Source organism: Microvirga sp. TS319 (genome assembly GCF_041276405.1).
GTDB lineage: Bacteria > Pseudomonadota > Alphaproteobacteria > Rhizobiales > Beijerinckiaceae > Microvirga.
This window is the reverse complement of sequence record NZ_JBGGGT010000001.1, coordinates 1,138,499-1,157,614: the sequence shown is the minus strand read 5'-3', so window position 1 is coordinate 1,157,614 and position 19,116 is coordinate 1,138,499. Positions and strand designations below refer to the sequence as shown.

The 19,116-nt window shown below is 59.1% G+C and carries 20 protein-coding genes and 2 pseudogenes; 8 read left to right on the top strand and 14 right to left on the bottom strand.

The genetic code is table 11. The features are described 5' to 3' along the window. The first annotated feature begins 433 nt into the window (after positions 1-433). Positions 434-1,132 (top strand): DUF4336 domain-containing protein, encoded by a 699-nt coding sequence (locus AB8841_RS05280; protein WP_370434786.1) that lies wholly within the window; start codon positions 434-436, stop codon positions 1,130-1,132. 392 nt (positions 1,133-1,524) lie between these two features. Here AB8841_RS05280 and AB8841_RS05275 read toward each other — a convergent pair whose 3' ends face one another. From AB8841_RS05275 to AB8841_RS05265, 3 genes are all read right to left on the bottom strand, one after another. After that, positions 1,525-2,223, bottom strand: a complete 699-nt coding sequence (locus tag AB8841_RS05275) for an IS6 family transposase (protein ID WP_370434785.1) — start codon at positions 2,221-2,223, stop codon at positions 1,525-1,527. A gap of 67 nt (positions 2,224-2,290) precedes the next feature. After that, positions 2,291-3,181 carry a DMT family transporter gene (locus tag AB8841_RS05270; protein WP_370434784.1) on the bottom strand — a complete coding sequence of 297 codons (891 nt, stop codon included), beginning with the start codon at positions 3,179-3,181 and terminating at the stop codon, positions 2,291-2,293. Positions 3,182-3,422: 241 nt separating this feature from the next. Next, the gene (locus AB8841_RS05265; protein ID WP_370434783.1) at positions 3,423-3,869 is read right to left on the bottom strand and encodes a VOC family protein; all 447 of its coding nucleotides are present in this window, start codon (positions 3,867-3,869) and stop codon (positions 3,423-3,425) included. A gap of 269 nt (positions 3,870-4,138) precedes the next feature. On the opposite strand from AB8841_RS05265, the gene AB8841_RS05260 reads away from it, so the two are divergent. Continuing rightward, positions 4,139-4,414, top strand: a complete 276-nt coding sequence (locus AB8841_RS05260; protein ID WP_370434782.1) for a lipoyl domain-containing protein — start codon at positions 4,139-4,141, stop codon at positions 4,412-4,414. A 39-nt stretch (positions 4,415-4,453) separates the two neighbouring features. Here the strand turns inward: AB8841_RS05260 and pruA are convergent, their stop codons facing one another. From pruA to AB8841_RS05230, 6 genes are all read right to left on the bottom strand, one after another. Beyond that, positions 4,454-6,118, bottom strand: coding sequence for an L-glutamate gamma-semialdehyde dehydrogenase (pruA, locus tag AB8841_RS05255; protein ID WP_370434781.1), 1,665 nt, complete (start codon positions 6,116-6,118; stop codon positions 4,454-4,456). A 346-nt stretch (positions 6,119-6,464) separates the two neighbouring features. After that, the gene (locus AB8841_RS05250) at positions 6,465-7,121 is read right to left on the bottom strand and encodes a GntR family transcriptional regulator (RefSeq protein WP_370434780.1); all 657 of its coding nucleotides are present in this window, start codon (positions 7,119-7,121) and stop codon (positions 6,465-6,467) included. A 54-nt stretch (positions 7,122-7,175) separates the two neighbouring features. Beyond that, complete coding sequence (locus AB8841_RS05245) at positions 7,176-7,955, bottom strand: amino acid ABC transporter ATP-binding protein (protein WP_370434779.1); 780 nt, start codon at positions 7,953-7,955, stop codon at positions 7,176-7,178. A 4-nt stretch (positions 7,956-7,959) separates the two neighbouring features. Further along, a complete protein-coding gene (locus AB8841_RS05240; RefSeq protein ID WP_370434778.1) occupies positions 7,960-8,808 on the bottom strand; it encodes an amino acid ABC transporter permease in 849 nt (282 codons plus the stop codon). Between the two features lies 1 nt (position 8,809). After that, on the bottom strand, positions 8,810-9,703 hold the full coding sequence (locus tag AB8841_RS05235; RefSeq protein WP_370434777.1) for an ABC transporter substrate-binding protein: 894 nt from the start codon (positions 9,701-9,703) through the stop codon (positions 8,810-8,812). A gap of 37 nt (positions 9,704-9,740) precedes the next feature. Then, on the bottom strand, positions 9,741-10,241 hold the full coding sequence (locus AB8841_RS05230) for a gamma-glutamylcyclotransferase family protein (RefSeq protein ID WP_370434776.1): 501 nt from the start codon (positions 10,239-10,241) through the stop codon (positions 9,741-9,743). Positions 10,242-10,431: 190 nt separating this feature from the next. On the opposite strand from AB8841_RS05230, the pseudogene AB8841_RS05225 reads away from it, so the two are divergent. Continuing rightward, positions 10,432-10,963, top strand: a pseudogene (locus tag AB8841_RS05225) (transposase); the annotation flags it as partial. Positions 10,964-11,325: 362 nt separating this feature from the next. Here AB8841_RS05225 and AB8841_RS05220 read toward each other — a convergent pair. The 4 genes from AB8841_RS05220 to AB8841_RS05205 form a co-directional block, all read right to left on the bottom strand. Next, positions 11,326-11,715: a hypothetical protein gene (locus AB8841_RS05220; protein WP_370434775.1), complete on the bottom strand. Its 390-nt coding sequence runs from the start codon at positions 11,713-11,715 to the stop codon at positions 11,326-11,328. Between the two features lie 166 nt (positions 11,716-11,881). Then, positions 11,882-12,061: a NepR family anti-sigma factor gene (locus tag AB8841_RS05215; RefSeq protein ID WP_370434774.1), complete on the bottom strand. Its 180-nt coding sequence runs from the start codon at positions 12,059-12,061 to the stop codon at positions 11,882-11,884. Between the two features lie 261 nt (positions 12,062-12,322). Continuing rightward, positions 12,323-12,610, bottom strand: a complete 288-nt coding sequence (locus AB8841_RS05210) for a hypothetical protein (protein ID WP_370434773.1) — start codon at positions 12,608-12,610, stop codon at positions 12,323-12,325. Positions 12,611-13,591: 981 nt separating this feature from the next. After that, positions 13,592-14,368 (bottom strand): hypothetical protein, encoded by a 777-nt coding sequence (locus AB8841_RS05205; protein WP_370434772.1) that lies wholly within the window; start codon positions 14,366-14,368, stop codon positions 13,592-13,594. Positions 14,369-15,515: 1,147 nt separating this feature from the next. Here AB8841_RS05205 and AB8841_RS05200 point away from each other — a divergent pair. Next, positions 15,516-15,689 carry a hypothetical protein gene (locus tag AB8841_RS05200; RefSeq protein ID WP_370434771.1) on the top strand — a complete coding sequence of 58 codons (174 nt, stop codon included), beginning with the start codon at positions 15,516-15,518 and terminating at the stop codon, positions 15,687-15,689. A gap of 241 nt (positions 15,690-15,930) precedes the next feature. On the opposite strand, the gene AB8841_RS05195 is transcribed toward AB8841_RS05200, so the two are convergent. Next, positions 15,931-16,227 carry a hypothetical protein gene (locus AB8841_RS05195; RefSeq protein WP_370434770.1) on the bottom strand — a complete coding sequence of 99 codons (297 nt, stop codon included), beginning with the start codon at positions 16,225-16,227 and terminating at the stop codon, positions 15,931-15,933. A 292-nt stretch (positions 16,228-16,519) separates the two neighbouring features. Here AB8841_RS05195 and AB8841_RS05190 point away from each other — a divergent pair, with 292 nt between their 5' ends. The 4 genes and pseudogenes from AB8841_RS05190 (at position 16,520) to AB8841_RS05175 (ending at position 18,977) form a co-directional block, all read left to right on the top strand. Then, positions 16,520-16,882 carry a hypothetical protein gene (locus AB8841_RS05190; protein ID WP_370434769.1) on the top strand — a complete coding sequence of 121 codons (363 nt, stop codon included), beginning with the start codon at positions 16,520-16,522 and terminating at the stop codon, positions 16,880-16,882. A 158-nt stretch (positions 16,883-17,040) separates the two neighbouring features. Beyond that, positions 17,041-17,409 carry a DUF1236 domain-containing protein gene (locus AB8841_RS05185; protein WP_370434768.1) on the top strand — a complete coding sequence of 123 codons (369 nt, stop codon included), beginning with the start codon at positions 17,041-17,043 and terminating at the stop codon, positions 17,407-17,409. Positions 17,410-17,434: 25 nt separating this feature from the next. Then, positions 17,435-17,665, top strand: a pseudogene (locus tag AB8841_RS05180) (IS3 family transposase); the annotation flags it as partial. 262 nt (positions 17,666-17,927) lie between these two features. Then, entirely contained in the window at positions 17,928-18,977 is a 1,050-nt protein-coding gene (locus AB8841_RS05175; protein WP_370434767.1) for a LacI family DNA-binding transcriptional regulator, read from the top strand. Positions 18,978-19,116 lie beyond the last annotated feature (139 nt).

The window sequence follows — 19,116 nt, the reverse complement described above, 5'->3', positions numbered from 1 at the left end:
CCCGCTAGCGTTTCGTCACTCATCGGATGTCACACATGAGGCCGCAAGGTTCCTCAGGTTAGCGCGAGGGCTGCCCGTAGTCGCGCGCGATCGGCCAGTGGCTGGGTCACGCCTAGGGGCTTGGTCGCCGGAGCTTGCCGCTGCAGGACCAAGCGGGCATCCCGGTGGCAAAGCGAAGGAGCGGCATGGACGCATCGGTGCAGAACCTGACGTGCTGCCGTGTCCTTCTGGTCGAGGGCGCTCATCGCCAACGATCTTGCGCGGCGCCTGACTGCCCAACGGGCCATCCTGCCGAAGCCTGAGACAGCTCGCGATCCGCTCAGCGCAGGTGCGAAGGATCGCGAGCTGCGCTCGCCCGAGGGTACCGAGGGATTCAAATTGAACGCTGATTGACGGTGGAAAGCGGCCATTCGGCGGACTAGACTCCGCAATTATGCTGGAGCCCCTGGGATTGGACCTATGGTTTGCGGATGGTGGAATTGTCTCGTTCCACGGCTTCGCCTATCCGACGCGGATGGCCATTGTGCGCCTCGCCGATGGCGGGCTGTGGCTGTGGTCACCGGTCGAAAAGACTGCCGCGATTGAGGACGAGGTCCGGGCGCTGGGACCAGTCCGCCATGTCGTCAGCCCCAACAACCTGCACTATCTGTTTCTAGGCGAGTGGCAGGCTGCATTCCCCGACGCCAAATTGTGGGGGACGGCGGCGACAATCGCCAAGTGCAGTGATCTCCGTTTTTCCGGGGCGCTGGTCGACGAGCCGCCGGCTGACTGGGAAGGACAGATCGACCAATTCTATTTCACCAATTCGCCTTTTGTAGACGAGTTGATCTTCTTTCACCGCAGATCCCGCACCGCCATTATTGCCGACCTCTCGCAGACCTTCAGCGAGGCATTTTTGAAACACCACTGGCCCTGGTGGATGCACTCGGTCGCGAGGCTTTCAAAAATGGTCGAGGGATGGGGTTATCCGCCTATCGATTACCGGATCAGTTTTCGCAACCGTGCAAGCGCGCGGCCCAAGATTCGTGAATTAATCGCAGAGCGTCCCGAGCATGTTGTCGTGGCGCACGGTGAGGTTGTCAGGACGGGTGGCGAGTCCTTCCTGCGGCGCGCCTTTTCGTGGCTTCTCTAAGAGCGTTGATGTCCGCGATTGGGCCGGGAGCCGACAATGTGTCCATGGGTACCAAGTGTCAGATCTTCACCACTAGAGTGCCGCGAGTAATTGGCGCTCTCTCCTTGCGGGCTCCGGAACATGATTAAGGGACGTGTCTGGGCCGCAAAAAGGGGCGGCTAAATGGGACAAAAGTTGTCCCGACGCGGGAATGAAATCTCTCTTGGTGGCTGTGATCCAGCCAGAGGCCGGATGCATGCGCGAAAGCACGCAACGTCCGGAGTTGCTATAACTTCAGGACAAAACCTAAAGCATGGTCGGCTCAGGCTCCCTGCGCAGAAAGAGCGCGAGGAACTGGTTCTGTCGCAATTTCCGACTGCGGGCGGAGGGACCTAGGGACCGTTCGTATTCACTTATGCGGCGAGCCGCTCGAACTGCTCAGCGAGGGAGGGCTGCTGGGCGCAGGCATTTTTCGCCTGTCCCTTTCGCATCATGGGTACCATTCCGATGCCGCCCAGGATCGCGCGAGCGCTGTTTGCGGACTTGAACCCCATCATCGAGCGGATCCGCCGCTTGACAGCCCGATGATCCTGCTCAATCCGATTGTTCAAGTAGCGGCTCTGATGAATGCGGATCGACTCCAGTTTTCGCCGTGACGGATCCTGGAGCAGGCTTTGCGTCTCACAGGAGAGGGTCGCCTCCCGATTGGTTTGGCTGCTGTCGATCAAAATCCTCTCGGGCCAGCCATGCCGTTTGAGCGCCTTGCGTAGGAAGCACTTGGCGACGGCGAGATTGCGTCGTTCGCTGAACCAGAACTCGACTGTGTCGCCATTGCTGCCGATGGCCCGATAGAGATATTTCCATTGGCCTCGGACTTTGATGTAAGTCTCATCAACGTGCCACTTGGCAGTAACGGCTCGCTTGCGTGGATTGAAGCGCTTCAGGGGTTCGGGCGAGTACCGGATAACCCATCTGTGAATGGTCGCGTGATCGACCGAGATACCGCGCTCGGCCATCATCTCCTCAAGGTTCCGCAGGCTCAGATTGTAAGCCAGGTACCACCGGACGCACGGCAGGGTCACTGAGCGATCGAAATGACGGCCTTTGAACATTGTGCACCTCTGGAGTTTGCCGGAGGCGTAGATCGAACTGAGTTACTGAACTGTTGGCGATGGAGCCTCAATCGGAACTCCTATTTCCTTGGCACCTCTCAGCCGCCAGCCTCGTGGAGATTGAAAGCATCCCACTCGCAATAATGACGCCACATCCCAAAATCGCCAAGGCGTCCGGAGTATGAGAGAAGACAAGATAACCCAACAGTGCTGCCCAGATGATCTGTGTGAAGGAATATGGCGCGAGCTGTGAAGCGGGTGCCGAGGAATATGCCAACGTGATACATATGTGCGCCGCGACCCACAGCAATCCCATTGCTGTGCCTAACAAGAGCTGGTCCATCGTGGGGCTGATGAAGTTGAAAGGAACCAGGGCGCTGATAGCAACAAAGCCTGTCACAGCGGAGTAAACCAAGGTGGTGAGTGGTGTATCGACTGCCACAACCTTGCGCGTATAGATCACTCCAAGCGCCCAGCACAAAGAGGAGCATAAGGGAAGGAATGCCGTCCAGGCGAAGCCTTCATTTCCTGGCCTAATGATGATCAAGACGCCTAAGAAGCCAAGGAGAACGATGAGCCACCGCAGTGGCGAAACGACCTCCCGGAGCAGGAGCACGGATAGAGTAGTGATGATCAGTGGTGAGACGAACACAAGAGCAGTCGCCTCTGCCACAGGCAGCAGTCTCAGGGCCGCGATCAAGAAGAGCGTCGAACTGAGCATTGCAGCGCCACGCACAAGCTGGACGGAGTGATGCTGTGACCTGATCCTGCCGCGGAATGCTGTCAGCAGGGGAGCGGCCGCTATGATGGCCACCATGTAGCGAAACCAGGCTATCTGCAGCGGGTGGAGGGTGACGGACAACATTTTCGCGAGGATGTCGGACGTACTGAAGAACGCCATGGCCAGGAGGCACAGGAAAATATTGCGCGGTTTTGCTGCTTGCGCTTGCTCTCGCATGTGTGGGTCGTCCTGTTGGTCTCATGAGCGGCGATGCGGGTTGAGAATTCATGGTAATGGCAGTCTCGTCGCCGCATGCGCACTTAGCCGGCCTGCCTGACAATCCGGTGCGTGGCCAGAGGGTCCGAGGCTCAGCCTGCCTTGGTATCCACCAATATCGGAGCGTTGCCTTCATGCAGGCCGAGGTGATGATGAGAGAGATCCCGGATCGCAGTCATCATGACTTGCTCTGATCCCGATTTCATCCTTGAGCAGTTTTGCGGATCTCGAGGACGATACCCGCTTCGGCACGGGTATCGAAGTAGCAGAACCCGGACTTGTCGATCCGCCTCCCTCGCGCCGTCACTCGAAGACCCAGCGCTCTCCCCTCATCCTCCGCCTTGTCACGGTCCGGGACTTCGAAGCCGAGATGGTATACGCCCTCACCACGCTCCTCCAGAAAACGCCGCTGGGGCGAGTCAAGCTCGCCTGGATGGCAGAGCTGAATCTGGACATTCTCGAGATCACAGCACTTGTAGCGCATGGCAGCCGAAGCGGCAGGGTTCGGCACGTCAAAGTCGATGTAGGCGCCTGACTTGGGGTAGTCGTACCATGGTCCAACGCCGATCTTTTCATAATAGGCGACGGTCTTTTCGAGATCGTGGACGAGGATGCAAACGTGGTGAAGGGTATTGAAGAGTTTCGACACTGGGGCCCCTCTCTAATTGATGGTGACGGCTGATTGCTCAAGTTTAGCGCTGGATATGAGCCGGAGATCTCAACTGGAATTCGAAAGTCCGAGCTCGTTCAAAGAACCTCTGGGTCCGTGACAGCATTGCGTATGGACATTCATATACATCTTCATATACGAAGACAAGCAAATAAGCCTCTCCGGGCAGCACTATTCGCTAGCCTTGCCAAGTTAGCTCTGCCCTGCTGGCGCTCTTCCTCCTTGATCCAATTCTGGAGCCTATTCCAATGCGTTTTCCGATCTTCATGCCGAAGTTTGGACCGACAATGCAGGGCGGCACCGTCGTCGAATGGGCCAAACGCGCAGGGGATTATGTCCTCGAAGGCGAGCTCTTGCTCATGGTGGAAACCGATAAGGTCACGACTGAGATGTCAGCTCCTGCGAGCGGTTTCCTGCAACCCATCGCAGAGCCCGATACCACGCACGCAATTGGCGCCATCATCGGGTATCTTCACGATACTCAGGTAAATTCTCGCCCGTCTGGTTCGTCCCCGACTTCCTAAAATGAACGAACCAGACGTTGTAAGCCAGCTCTCCTAGATCTACTCCGCTACGAGGAACGGATAGCGGTAATCTGTTGGGGGAGCGAACGTTTCCTTGATCGCTCGTGGTGACACCCAGCGGATCAGGTTCCACATGGACCCCGCCTTGTCGTTGGTGCCGGACGCGCGGGCGCCTCCGAACGGCTGCTGGCCCACCACCGCGCCAGTCGGCTTGTCGTTGATGTAGAAGTTGCCTGCTGCATTTCGAAGCTCGTCGGACGCCTCGGCAATCACGCTCCGATCCCGCGCAAACAAGGCGCCCGTCAGCCCATAGAGGCTGGACTCATCGATCGCCGTGATCATGTCCCGGAAGCCGTTGTCCGGATAAACAAAGGCCGTGACAATCGGGCCGAACAGTTCGTCTCGCAGGAGGCGGGAGCGCGGATCTGTCGTGACAACAAGCGTGGGCTCCACAAAGTACCCATGATCCTTGTCGAGCCCGCCTCCCGTCAGGATTGTTGTGTCTGGCCGCGACCGGGCCTCGTCGATAGCAACGGCGTGCTTACTCCAGGCTTTCTCGTCGATGACCGCGCCCATGAAGTTGCTAAAATTGGCGATATCGCCCACCCGAATAGTTGCGATCTCATCGCACAGGCGCTCCCTTAGCGAAGGCCACAGGGACTCAGGAATGTAGATCCGCGATGCTGCGGAGCATTTCTGCCCCTGATACTCAAAGCCGCCGCGGATAATGGCCGCTGCAAGAGCATCGCGGTCGGCGCTGGCATGGGCGAGCACGAAGTTCTTGCCACCGGTCTCACCAACCACACGTGGATAGGTCCGGTAGATCCCGGTCCGTTCGCCGATCGTCTGGACGATATTGTTGAAGACGCCCGTGGATCCAGTGAAATGGACCCCGGCAAGATGCGGGCTGGACAAAACAACATTGGCGATTTCAGCCCCATCGCCATAGACGAGATTGATCACCCCATCCGGGAGGCCGGCTTCCCGCAGGAGCTCCATGACGAAGTGCGCCGAATACATGGCGGTCGCAGCAGGCTTCCACACAACGGTGTTGCCCATCAGGGCCGGCGCGCTCGGGAGGTTTCCGGCGATGGCCGTAAAGTTGAAAGGCGTAATCGCGAAGACGAAACCCTCCAGCGGCCGGTAATCGATCCGGTTCCAGACACCTGAAGGGGAAACTGACTGCTCAGCGTAGATGCGATACATGAACTCGACATTCCAGCGCCAGAAGTCAATTAGCTCTGCCGCCGAGTCGATCTCGGCCTGATGCACAGTCTTAGACTGACCCAGCATGGTCGCGGCATTGAGGCGGTTACGCCATGGGCCAGCCAGCAGATCTGCCGCCTTCAAGAACACGGCGGCACGCTCTGTCGGACTCCGCCGCGACCACTCTGGCGCAGCCTTGAGAGCAGCCTGGATTGAGGCATCAACTTCGGCCGAGCCGCCCATATGAGCATCAGCCAGGACATGGTGGTAGTTGTGCGGCATGACAACTGGTGCAAGCCGGCCCGTTTCGACCGCGCGCCCCCCGATGACCAGTGGTAGACCAATTCGCTCACCTGAGAGCTGACTCAATGTGCGGGCGAGAGAAGCCCGCTCCGGCGAGCCCGGGGCGTAGTCCCTGACGGGCTCGTTTCCTGGAGCTGGCGGCCGAGCATAGCCATGCTCGACAGCTAGGGGGACGACATGCGTGTTCGTGTGCATGATGATTATCCTTGGTGGAAGGGCCGCCTCGAGGCGGCGAAGAATTAGGGGGCAGGACCCCGAGCCTTCACGCGGAAGGTAACCGAACGATCCATTTGCTCGGTGATCTCAAGGACCCAGGACCTGGCGGCGATCCGCGTCCGCCGCACTGTGGTGTAGCTGGCAAGGTTGAGATCAAAGATCGCCGTATCGTGAGGCTGCAAGGTTCCGTTCACGACCGATCCATCAGAGAATGCGACGATGCAGGGCACTGGCTCTTTCAGAGGGAAGACCTTGCCCTGAGTATCGATCCTTCCTCTGGAGCCCGGGAACAGGTGCGATCCCGGCGCCTCCAAAATAATTTGCATCAGAAGCTGTCCAGAGCGTCTTTCACGATCGCAAATGTCGTCTCGATATGCTCGCGGGCTGCGGCTTCGGCATCATCAAGGTTGCCCTTGGCAAGGGCCTCCAGGATCCTTCTGTGCTGATCGTTGGCCATCTTCGTCTGTTCTCGCGTGAAGACCACCGGGAGCCTCAGGTTCCAGTAGTGGAACTGGGTCTTCTCATGCATTTCAAGGAAGAACGGATTTCCCGACAGGGCGACGATCTTCTCGTGGAAGGCCCGGTTGAGCCGATTGACCTGCGAACGAGGAATCTCGTCCGCGCGATCCATCTCGTCCACGAGAGCCCGAAGCTCGTTGAGCTCCGCCTTGCCGACCCGCGCTGCGGCCAGCCGTGTGGCGAAGCCCTCGATGGCCTGTCGGCTCTCAAATATAGTCGTCACGTTCGATGGATCGACACTCTCGACAACCCAGCCCTTTTCCCGGTTGACCAGCCCTTCTCCCTGCAGGCGTAGGAGGGCCTCCCGCACGGGCGTCCGGCCGACATTTAGCATTGCCGAGATATCATCCTCAACCAAACGCGTGCCCGGCTTCAGCTCCAGGGTAATGATCTTAGTGCGCAGCCGGTCGTGAACATCCGCCGCAGCCACATCGGTACCAGAACGTTTCGTTGCAACCTTCATGAATCATCTCGCTTCGTGGCGCTAAATTGTGTCCCCAATCTTTCTATTATCACTTCAGCTTGCATGACGGGCAACAAACTGGCGGCTGCGCTCATGTTGCGGCGAGGTGAAGAAGGTTTTAGCTGGGACATCCTCGACGATCTCGCCTTTGACCATGAAGATGATCCGATCTGAAAACTCGCGGGCGATTTCCATCTCATGCGTTGCGATCAGCATGGTTTGGCCTTGCTCAGCAAGATTCCTAATCGTGGCGATGACCTCCTGTGAAAGTTCCGGATCAAGAGCGCTGGTCGGTTCGTCCAACAGCATCACCCGGGGCTTCATGGCCAAGGCGCGGGCAATTGCAATCCGCTGCTGCTGACCGCCTGACAATTGGGACGGATAGGCATTCGCCTTGTCGGGCAACCCGACCTTTTCCAGCAGGGTAAACGCCAATGCCTCCGCTTCCTGCTTCGGCCGCTTCAGCACGTGAATAGGTCCTGACATCACGTTCTGTAAGACCGTCATATGCTTGAACAGGTTGAAGCTCTGGAAGACCATGCCGACTGCGGTACGCTGTGCGCTGATCCGCGCATCGGGCAACTCATAAAGAACGCCGGCACGCTCCTCGTAGCCGATCAGCTCACCGTTGACGAAAATCCTGCCACTGTTGATTTTCTCTAGATGATTGATGCAGCGCAGCAGCGTTGATTTGCCAGCGCCGGACGGCCCAAGGAGCGCAATGACCTCACCGGTCTTGACGCTGAAGGAAACATTGTTGAGTACCGGCACCACCCCGAAGGACTTCGAGACGTTTGCTGCAATTACCGCCGACGCACCAGGGTTTTGATACATGGCATTACCTCTGTGGGAAGAGTTTTTCGAGGGTGGTCTGGATGCCGGTCGCGAACGCCGTCAGCACCAGATACCAGAAGGCTGCCACAGCCAGAAGTTCAACCACGCGGAAATTCGCTGAGTAGACGTCAGTTGCGATCCGCAAGATCTCCAGATAGCCGATGGTCGATGCCAGAGACGTTGACTTTAGCAGCATGATATACTGGTTGCCTGTCGCCGGGATGATGATGCGCCCTGCCTGGGGGATCACTACATGGCGAAGTACTTGAGTGCCGGTCATCCCGATCGCTCGGGCCGCTGCCCGCTGACCCTGATCAACAGCCAGGATGCCGCCGCGGATGACTTCCGACATGTAGGCGCCTTCGGCCAGGCTTAGCCCGAACAGGGCTGCCACAAATGGCGTGACCACTGCCGTCATTGGCAGATCGACCAGGGGCGCATCCATGAATGGGAGCGCGATGTAGACACGGGAGAACATCGTCGGCAGGGCGTTGAACCAGAACAGAAGCTGGATCAGCATTGGCGTGCCACGGAACAGGTAAACGTAAGCCGCCGATACAGAGACAAGAATGGGATTGCCGCTCACGCGCATCAGAGCGGCAATCAATCCGATCACACCTGCAATCAACAACGCCAGTGTGCCGAGAACAAGGGCATTCCAGGCGCCGATGAGGATCTGCCCGTTGAACAGATACTCTGCAAACACCGTCAGATCCATGATCTGAGCTCGGATCGCGGCGAGGATGATCACCGCCACGATCAGGAGGGTGGCGGAACCGAGGAGCCACGCCCCCCAGTTCCGGCGGTGAACGATCCGAAGGTTTTGGCCTTCCGTGAGCGCCTCACTGATCACGCTACGAGCTCCTCTTGCTCGACGGAAGATTGATGCTGATGGACGGCAGGGCCGCCCCGTCGACACCCCATTTGGCAAGGATCTTTTTATAGGTGCCATCCTCAAGCATGCTTTGAGCCGCCTTGTGCATGGCATCACGTAATTGGGTATTCTTTTTGCTGAATCCCCATGATGTAACATAAGGAGTCAGGATGTAGTTGCCACCGGCAATCGCGTAGCGACCCGGAAACTGGGTGGACATGTAGACAAGCGCCGGAAAGTCGCCCAAATACCCCTCAACCCGCTTGAGGTCGAGCTGCATGCGGGCATCCGGTGCATTAGGAAGCTGTGCGGCCTGAATAGGCTGCTTTCCGCCGTCCGTGCACTTCTTCGATGCGCTTTCGACAGCCGCCATGATGACCCGGCTGCCGAGAAGAGTTGCGACCGATTTACCGCAGAAGTCGTCAATCGCCTTGTATTGGGAGGCATTCTCGGAGCGAACGAGGATGCTGCCGCCGGACATCATGTAATTGATGAAGTCGAGGACCTGCTCACGTTCTTCCGTATCGCTGATGCCGCCGGACGCAACGTCAAATCGCTCTGCGTCAATACCGGGAATCAGAGCGGCGTACTCACCATGAACATACTCGATCTTGAGGTTGAGACGTCTGGCGATTTCGTGCAGGAGGTCAGCGCTGACGCCGACCACCTCGTTTTTTCCGGGCTCCCGGAACTCTACGGGCGGGAAGGTCTGTTGCGACCCCACTCGGATGGTCCCACGATCACGAATTGACTTAGGCACGAGGCTTTGGGTGTCGGATTGCGCTTGCGCAGACGCCATTGTTGTTGCCGACAGGAAGGCGGCGCACCCCAGAACGGCTCCGAGAACCGTGCGCGAAACTACTCGTTCGGACATTGTGATTTCCCTCTGGTTGTCTCTTGAGCAGATTGGCTTAGCGGGAAGCCGCTGACTTGCCCGGGATCGCGGACGGGTTCGGGCGGTCAGCTCGCGGGCACTCTGCGGCTTCCTCGTAGGTCTTGAGAACCTCCTGGATGTACTCCTCAGGGAAATCCCACTGCTTCAGGCCAGCCGGGATGTGTTCCCAATAGAAGTTCGGTGGCCGCATGGCGATACCAGGGGTAATCAGACGATAGGTCCAGCAGTCGTACATTTTACCATCATCGCCGTAGATGGTCAGCAGACAGCGCTCGAAGTCGTCATAGTCTTCTTCGAAGTGCTTCGGATCGTGCTTGAACACGACGCCGAGCGCGCGATTGCCGTAAGCGTCTGGGGTGTCCGATAGGTGGCACCAACCACGGTCTGTCCTATCCGCTGCGGCGTGGAACCGGAGCTTATGGTTGGTTGCATAGCCCTTCGTCACTAGCTCGGCTTGGGGCATAAAACGGCGCAGCTCGGGATCGTCGAGCCAGGTGCAGTAACCGAAATAGTACATGTATTTCTCCTTGATGTCCCAATAGGTGCCGGACTGGACTGCTTGTGTTGCTCCAGCAGTCTAGTGTCACGACCGATTCCAATCGGGGCCGAAAGCGGGAAGGGTAAAACGAGCTTCTCTTGGTGAGCCCCTAAAGAGCTCCTCCTCGCCATCGACACGCCGATATACCTGTTCGTATACGGAGACATATATTTATGCAAGAGGTTCCTTCTCAAAGCATACGGCAAAATCCGTGCCGATCAGTGGCGTCGATCGGTTCCCACCCCGGATCATTGCCTATGCGGCCTGGTTGTATTTTCGCTTTCCTCTAAGGTTGCGGCTGATCGAGGAGATCAGGATGGCTCTGTACTCGACGCGATCGTCCAGACACGCCGCGACACCAAGGCGGCTAAGCGCTTGCTGCGGCGCCTGCTGAAGGATCAGGGCCTGGCCCCCAAGCGCATCATCACCGATAAACTCGCCGCTTACGGAGCCGCCAAGCGGGAGGTCATGCCAAGGGGCGATCACTGGTCGCTAACGGGCCTGAATAACAGGGCCGGGAATTCGCATGTCCCGTTGCGAAAGCGAGAGCGGGCGATGCAGGGCTGTCGATCGCCGGGAGGCCTGCGGAGATTTGTCAGCGTGTTCTCTGCTGTCGGCAACCTCTTCGTTCCGCCACGTTCCCGCTGCTCCGCCCTTGCCCCCATCTTCACCGCTTCACCGCCATAGCCGCGTGGGAGGCTGCAGCCTGCAGATGCGCGTCAGCCCGTCAGGCGACCTCGATTGCCTCAATGCGCCCGATCTCCGTTAACGTGACGCCCCCATCGATGATCTGCTTCAGCGCCTGTCGGCGGTCCGCGGAATGTTCTGGGATTCCGTGCGGAGTGTAGCACTGTAAAAGGAATCAGCCGTCGCGGCTCTGACGCAGATCTTGGTGCCGTTCTTAAAAAGAAAGGCCCCGGTGATGGGGCCTTTCTCACGCGCGGACTACAGTGAGGAGGCAAATGAGCGCCGCATTCCTCGCAAGAGATCGGCTGTCTTTTTGGCTGTCGATGGCATTGTCGGCCCGACAGCCCGCTGCCATCCGGCACGCATGACTGCGCTTCTACCAGCCATAGTAGCCATAGGCGGAACCGCCCCAGGGGTAACCATACCGCACCGGCGCATAGCCGTACGTGGCCGGTGCAGCGTATCGGACCACCCGCGTGGTGCGATAAACCGGGGCTGGGATATAGTCGTAGTCATCGTAGGTCCGCACCACACGGGTCGTGGTCACAGGCGCATAGCCATAGGCCGGATAGCTGTAGCCATAGGCTGCAGCCGCATAGGCGTTGGAGGTGGCAGCGCCAACCAAGCCACCGACGGCGAGGCCCGCTACACCTGCCGCGACCACTGCGCCGGTATTGCGGCGCGAGCGCGCCTCCGCATCCGTCGTAGCCGCCATGGAACCCAGCCCTACCAGAGCTACCGCCGAGAGAACTGCCAGTTTACGCATGATCTTACTCCTACAGAATGGGACAACACTCAGCGGAGCTAACAGTGCTTGGCACGGTTGGTTTCAGCGGGGCTGTTTCGAGCATTGCGGTTCTGCACCAGATCGGTTGCGTTCTTTGGCTCTCGACTCTCGATCGGATCAGGCCGCTCCTGCGCCCGATGCACCTCTATGGCGACCGACCGTGCTCCCGTTCCTTCCGGCGAAGGGCCAGCAGCAGATCAACGCAGTCGTCCGGAATCGGCTCGCCAATAAAGGAACGATAGACCTGTCGCAGCCTGCGGCCGATCCGGACCTGAGCGGCTCTGCCAAGTTGTCCTTTTCCAAAATCCCGTCTGTCATCAGTCATGGCATCTCCCAATTTCATCGGGCATGAGGATGTAAAAACATGGTTAATGACTGGTTAAAAGCAGATCGCGACGAGATAACTGCCCGGTCCTTTCCAAGATCAGCTTGGCTTTTCAGGCTTGGCCGAACCGTTTTGCCTTTTGTGCTAAGCTCCTGCTGAGGTTTTACGCCGGGTGAGGCTCTCCCTAACAGCCGAGTTCTAGGAACCGATCCGGTTCTGCGGCCGTTGCCGAGTCAGTTCCCAGCGTACCCGTGTCTTGTTTCAATGAACGATGTTCCCACCCCTGCGAGCCTGAGTGCGGTCCAGAGCCTGATCGATGACATTGCCGACCAGGCTGACGTCAAGGGAGTCGCGCGCCTGACCGTGGACGATACGCTCGCTGCTCTTCCGTGGCCATTTCGCCGCCGCTTGATCTTGACTCTCCAGAGCCTGCAAGCCTTCTCGCCCGATCCCGAGGTTCAGCGGGCAGCCAATTTCTTTCACCTGAAGGCTGCAAAGATATGGGCCGCCATGCCGTTCCAGGGCCATTCGGCTGACGATGCGCTTCAAGACACGGTGCTCGTCGAGGAGAGGCCACTGCATCCAACGGCGACACGGGCCAAGAGGATTGGACCTGATCGTCGGTAACGACTTTTGGCGCAACGTTAGAGCATCGTGCGGACCCAGCGGGCCGCGCGAGCGAAAAGTGGATCCGGTTTTTCGCCAGAACGATGCGCTCTTTCCAAGAAGGGAGCATCGAATTGATCCCAAAAGTGGATTCCACTTTTCACGTCCGATGCTCTGGCCGTATGGGAGCATATTGGACCGGTGGTGCTCGTCGATACGCTTGCGTTGCCTCAGCTCCACGTCGGTGCGGCATGGGCATCGACGGCAGATTGCTGGGCGGGGAAGCGGCACGACCGGGAGATATCTCTTGTCGATGGGAACGCCGTTGAATGGAGGTGAATTATTCTCTGGTCCAATGATGGAGACTATGATGATAGGCATCAGAATTCTTCCTGCAACAGCAATATTCCTGGCGGGACTTACCCTCTCCGTCGCCGCGGCCGAGAGCGCAGGATCAGAGGACGCTATCCTCGATACATCATGGCAGCATCACCTCTGGTCCCAGAAATTCGACACCATCTCCGATCCGGAAACGACCGGGTCTATCGCTTCCCAGGCTGTCTCGAGGATGGACGCGACCCGATCAGACTGCGTTCCGGCAGGGTTGATGTTCAGCCATCCTCCACTTCCGGATTGGCGGATCGGGTCATGCTCATAGATCGCGGGTGACGCGGTTACTGATGCAGCAGCGCACGACGCCCCTTCGCGATCTGAGACGATAAGTCGGAGGTGAACCCGTTCACGTCCGCCGGGCCCTTGAGTCGAATATCAGGCTGGCGCATTGGACCCAAAAGTGGATTCCACTTTTGGGTCCAATGCTCTCTTCTTGAAAAGAGCGCATCGTTTGAGCGGACCCGAAGGGCCATGTTTGTGAAAACCGGGTTCACTTGTCGCTCGCGCGGCCCGCCGGGTCTGCACGATGCGTTAGTTGGTCAGAGATGGACCGCGTCCCTCAGAGCGCGAACGCGCCTCCAGCGTCGCTCCCCGCAATCCCGTGGATCCGGTCGTGTCCTCCGGCGCGGTCGTCGCTGACTGGTCGGTACCAACCACGCTGCTGACAGAGTGCGCAGAGCGCTGCTCTGGATCGAGCCTGGAGAGAATGCCAGGGTCGAACAACTCCTCCTGCATCGATCCGTCCATCCTGATAATCGTTTTAATTCCGGTCTCGGCATCGAGGGAAACCGACTTGATCGCTGCAACGGGGGCATTATCGGTGCGAGCTGTCTCAGCTGAGGCTCGAACGACTGGTCCCGCTAGTGGAGATGCTGCTGCGGCAACACTCTGTTGGCCCCTGGTCGCTCCCGTCGGCTCGCTGGAATTGTCCTTTGGGGCCCTTGCGAGGGTCTCGTCCTTGGCGGCTTGGGAATTGCGTTGGTCTTTGCTCGCAGCCGCAGCTTGCTGATCCGAGAAGACCTTCTCGAGCTGTGCCTGGGCCTCTGCAGCCTCCCGTTGGATCTGCGAGCCGAAGAGCGACACCAAAGGATTGCTCGCACGTTCTGCTGCCGCCTTGGCTTGAGCGGCCTCAGCAGCCTTCGCGGCATCCATCTGTTTGCGGGCTGCCGCTGCCTGCTTGCGGTTGCCCGTATCGTACGAATACCGCTCGCCATTGATCTCGTAGAAGACGGTTTTCGCCTGCACGCTTCCCATCAAGGCCCCGAGCGCAACAACTGATATCCCGAGCGTCGTGAACAGCCTGCCCATTCGCTTTCCCCATTTATTGTCCAGTCCACTTAAGTTTCGGTTAAGGAATGCGGCAACTCTATGGCGCATGTTGGCTTTGTCGACGCGTACACATTCGGTATTCTCTTCTGAATATTTTGGTTGCGGACGAATTGCCGCTCCCAGCAACAAGCTCGCTATGAACGGGCTGGAATGCGAAGGCTTTCGTCGACACCCTTCAGCACGCTTGTGTCTGGTGGGCACGGCAGGCCTGAGTCTCCAATACCTCCGAGCGTCCCGTCCGGCACTAGATTGGTGCAATGTTGCGTTCGGTCTATTGATAAATAGCCGCTTCTGGTCGACTGGGACATGATCCCATGGGACGTGATGATTTGAGCTTTGAGCTCCCTGATGAACACGAAGCCACGCCGCATGGTGTCAGTCGGTCACGTCAGTATTCCACTCGACAGCTTGATGCGCCGGAACCATGCACTCCGTTCGGGGTTGGGTTCGGCGTTAAAAAACAAGGGGTTCATTGCGTGCGGTAGGCCACCATCGCGTTTGCTTCACTAACGATGCTCATGATCTTTCCAACTTTCGCCATGGCATAGAACCGCACAATGGTTGGCGTTGGGGCTGGTGCGATGGCGGGCGCCATTGTCGGGGGCCCTGTCAGAGCCGCAGTCGGCGGCGTGATCTGCGGGTTATCGGGGCGAAGACCAGCCGCCGACACTCTCGAGCATACCGGCATTATCGGAAGCCCCTTTATATCGGCTCCGGAAGAAGTGATCGCCCGGTGCGTCATCCCGCCCAGCGTACGGCTCCTCAGCGCAGACGCGACGTCCTTCCATCGGGATAACCTCTCGATCCAACATTCCCATGTGATTGGATCGTTGTGACACGATCCGGCTGTCATCCGCGCCGCGTCGAGGGGCAGCTATAGTCTGTGCCGGTGCTTGTTTGGACTCCGTCACCATGCATGGGCATTCGGCCTTCACTGCTCTTCATCAGCGAAGCATCTCTCGCCACGAACAGAATGCGCGGGAGTCTTGCATCTGTCGCGTTGCATCGACAGTCGATTACGACTGCCGATGCATAACCGAAATATCACCGAAGGGCTCATCTGCGAGCGCATGATTGCCCTATTCGGGCATTCATCTCCTGACTGATTCACATGGAGCGTGTAGCGATGGAATTCACGGAGGCTTTACCCATAGCTGAACGGAACCTGACCGAAGGCGCCACCCTGACCGGGCTCGAGGAATTCGCCTTGGATCTTCGGGCTCTTACTCCTAACAGCATTCTCGCGGATCCCGTTGAAATCAAGATCGCTCTAATCGAGGGGTATCGGGACGGGGAGTAAAACGCTCGTCGCCGAACCCGAGCAAGGTTTCCGTCGTAAGGGGACTGGCCGGCATGGCGCTGCATGCCAGTCCCGCGAGCGTGATCATGAAACGGGGCATAGGGACCTCTCTTGTGCAGCATGGTTTCAATGCTGCAAGCCGGCCCGACTTCAGGGGGCAGGCGGGACATTGCCTTTGAGGAGACGCCCCGTGCGGCCTCAGGTGGTCTGAACTCCCGCCTTGGTATCCTCCGCCTAAGGCTCAGCGCAAGCTGCCACAGCCCTCATGAGACCAGACCTGCTTGGCCGCATGTCGGACCATCCGTGCAGCCTCTGCGAGCTCCCCGTCGGCTCGCGCTTCCGCTCGGCTCTCGACGCTCTCGAGCACCAGCATGACCTGACCGCGGTTCTCGGCGGGCAAGGCGCTGAGGGAGGCTTCCAGATCCGCGGGATCGCCGAGCGAGGGATCCGTCTGTCGCGCCATGGCGTAAAGGCGCTCGAGGATGATGCTAAAGGCTCCCGATGTTCCGCCCCGGGTGGTTTGAGGATACGCGTGCATGAAGGCCCTTGCAGGTTCTTGATGGGCTGCCGGAGCAGCCGCTCTACGTTGTGGCTCGACGCCTGATGCCTCAGGTCGAGCCCACATAACGCCAAGCTTCCCATAAAGTTCCCGGCCCCAGCACGATTCTGGCTCGAATTGAGCATCATGCCCGCATCTGATCGCCCCGATGGGCCGCTCTCACGCAAATGAATCCCAGCTGAAGGAGACATTCGGACGAGGGTCACACTGTCTCCGTCATTGTGCTGGTCATGGTTGGCTCGGAGTGCAACCTGACCGGATGGAGGGATCGATGCAAACACGCACGGCAATTGTTATGGGAGTGCTGGCCGGTCTGTGCCTGCCCGCCATAGCCGACGCAGCCGATTACGGAATTGCGCCCTACGAGGGACCGGAGGCCGAGAGCCGGGGAGAGATCTATGAGGTCCGGCCGCCTGTGTTCAGCGAGCGCTTTCGCGAGGAGCGGTTCGAGCGCGGGCCGCGGTATGTCGAGGAAGAGCAGGTTTATGGCCGGCCAGGACCACGATGGCATCGGCCGGGGTATCCCGTGGCGGTCCGGCCCTGGTGGGGCGGCGAGGATTGCCGCCTGATCATCAAGCGCCGGATAAACCCGTGGGGCGAGGTGATCGAGCGGCGCATCAGGATCTGCGACTGAGGATATGCAACTGGGCCTCACACCCGCCGTTCCCTGGCAGCCTAAAGCATCGGATGCGGGAAGTGGAATCCACTTTTAGGTCCGATGCACCCTTCTGAGATGAGCGCATCGCTCTGGCGAAAAACCGGGTCCACTTTTCGCACGAGCGCTAGGAGGTGATGATGAGATCGACAGTGCCTTTTTTCCTGGTCGGGATGACCGCCGTCGGCTTTGGCTCCCCTGTGCTGTCTCAGTCGGCGCAAGGGAGCCCTGTCGAGACCGGCGAGCCAATCCAGCTCTCCCCAGACAAGCAGACGATGATCCTCGACCAGGTCAGGACCTCTCCGGACTTGCCGCAAGCCGATCTGAAGGAGCCCCTCCGGATCGGCATGGTCATTCCGCCAGAGGTCGAACTCCTTGAGCTGCCCCAGGATGCCGCCACCGCTGTTCCGACGGTGACGAGCTACAATTACGTAATTGCCGGCGACCAGATTGCGATCGTAGAGCCGGAAAGCCGAAGAGTCATTCAGCTCATCAAGCGCCAATAGAACTCCTTCGGAGCGCCCCGAGAGCCTGTCTCTGCGCCCGATCGAGGTGCAACTCGCCCAAGGCAAGGACATCGCGCTCGCCTGCAAGGACGCCGCTGTCTCGGAGCAGAACTCCTTGCCCCGGCGCAAGGTGTAGGGCGGCCGTCAGATCGAGAAGTCCAACGGCCTGAAGGATCTGGGGCGGGAGAACGCCCGCTTGCGCCGGCTCGTGGCTGACCTTTTCCTGGAGAAGCAGATCCTCGAGGAGGCGGTCTCGTTCCCGGGTGTGGCTTGACGACGGCTCCTGCATAAGGCTCTCAATCCATCTCACTCAGAACGCCGGCCACGTCACTGGCTTGCCGTCACCCTTGTGGTCATGGTCGACGAACTTTCGGGTGCGAGACAGTCGTCACCCGCTGCTTGCTTAAGCTGAACGCGTGTGCATAGACTTCCTGAGTCAAGTTCGAGGCAGGTTCCTCTTGTCCGCACACAGCCCGTCGAACTCGCGCAGAGCATCAATGGACGCGGAGCAAGCTCCTATGGCAACGTCTTCGGATCGTGAGGACCATCTGAAACGTGACCGCGCGACACGCAATTTTGTGACGGCGGAAGACGTGGCCAAGCTCGCCGGCGTTTCCCGGTCGGCCGTGTCGCGCACCTTTACGCCCGGCGCCAGCGTTTCGGCCGATGTGAGGCATCGGGTTCAGGAGGCCGCCAAGACCCTGGGATACCGGGTCAATCGCCTGGCCAGCAGCCTCATCAGCGACCAGTCCAACCTCGTCGGCGTCGTTGGCGCCAATCTTTCCTTGCCTTTCATGGCCCGCCAACTCGACGAGTTGAGCCGTGCTCTTCTCAGGCGCGGGCTGCAATGCCTGCTTCTGAACGCCGCCGAGGCCGAGCAGGGGATCGCACCGTTGATCGAACTCATTCTGGAGTTCCGCGTCAGGGCCATCGTGGTAATGTCGGGCTCGCCGCCCTCGTCGATCATCGACGAATGCGTCGCCAATGGCGTCCGGGTGATCCTGGTCAACCGGCAGGACGACGACATCGAAGCGGATACCATCATTAGCGATGATATCGGCGGCGCCCACATCGCAGCCCGGCGGCTCATTGCGGCCGGGTGCCGGCGAATTGGCGTCGTCGGCAGCGGCGCCCGCACGCCGACCCAGATTCGACGGCGCGTCGCGTTCATGGACTGTATTCGCGAAGAAGGGATCGAGCCCATCGCCTGGGCCTCGGGCGAGACAACCTACGAGACCGGCTTGGTGGCGGGGAGAGAGCTTCTCGCCTCCCATGATCTTGATGGCGTTTTCTGCGTCACCGATCTTCTGGCTCTCGGCTTCCTCGATGGCGCCCGCGGGACGGGACGGCGTATCCCCGAGGACCTCTCGGTCATCGGATTCGATGACATCCCGCAATCGGCCTGGGATCCTTACCGCCTGACGACGGTCAGGCAGTCGATGAGCGACCTGACCGGCTCCGTTCTGGCGGCTATTGACCGGGAAATGCACGGGAAAGGGAAGGATCTTGTGCATGAGGTCCTTCCCATCGAACTCGTCGAGCGGTCGACCGTCCGCAATCTGGCCTGATCCGATCATCCATTTCCGGCCCAGAATACCTCTTGCAAGCTTTGCACACGTGTGCAAAGCTCTCTGTACATCGCTCCTACGGACCCGCGAACGGCAAGACGTGCCGCAGCGAGATGGGGTGAATGCGCGCACTGACAGC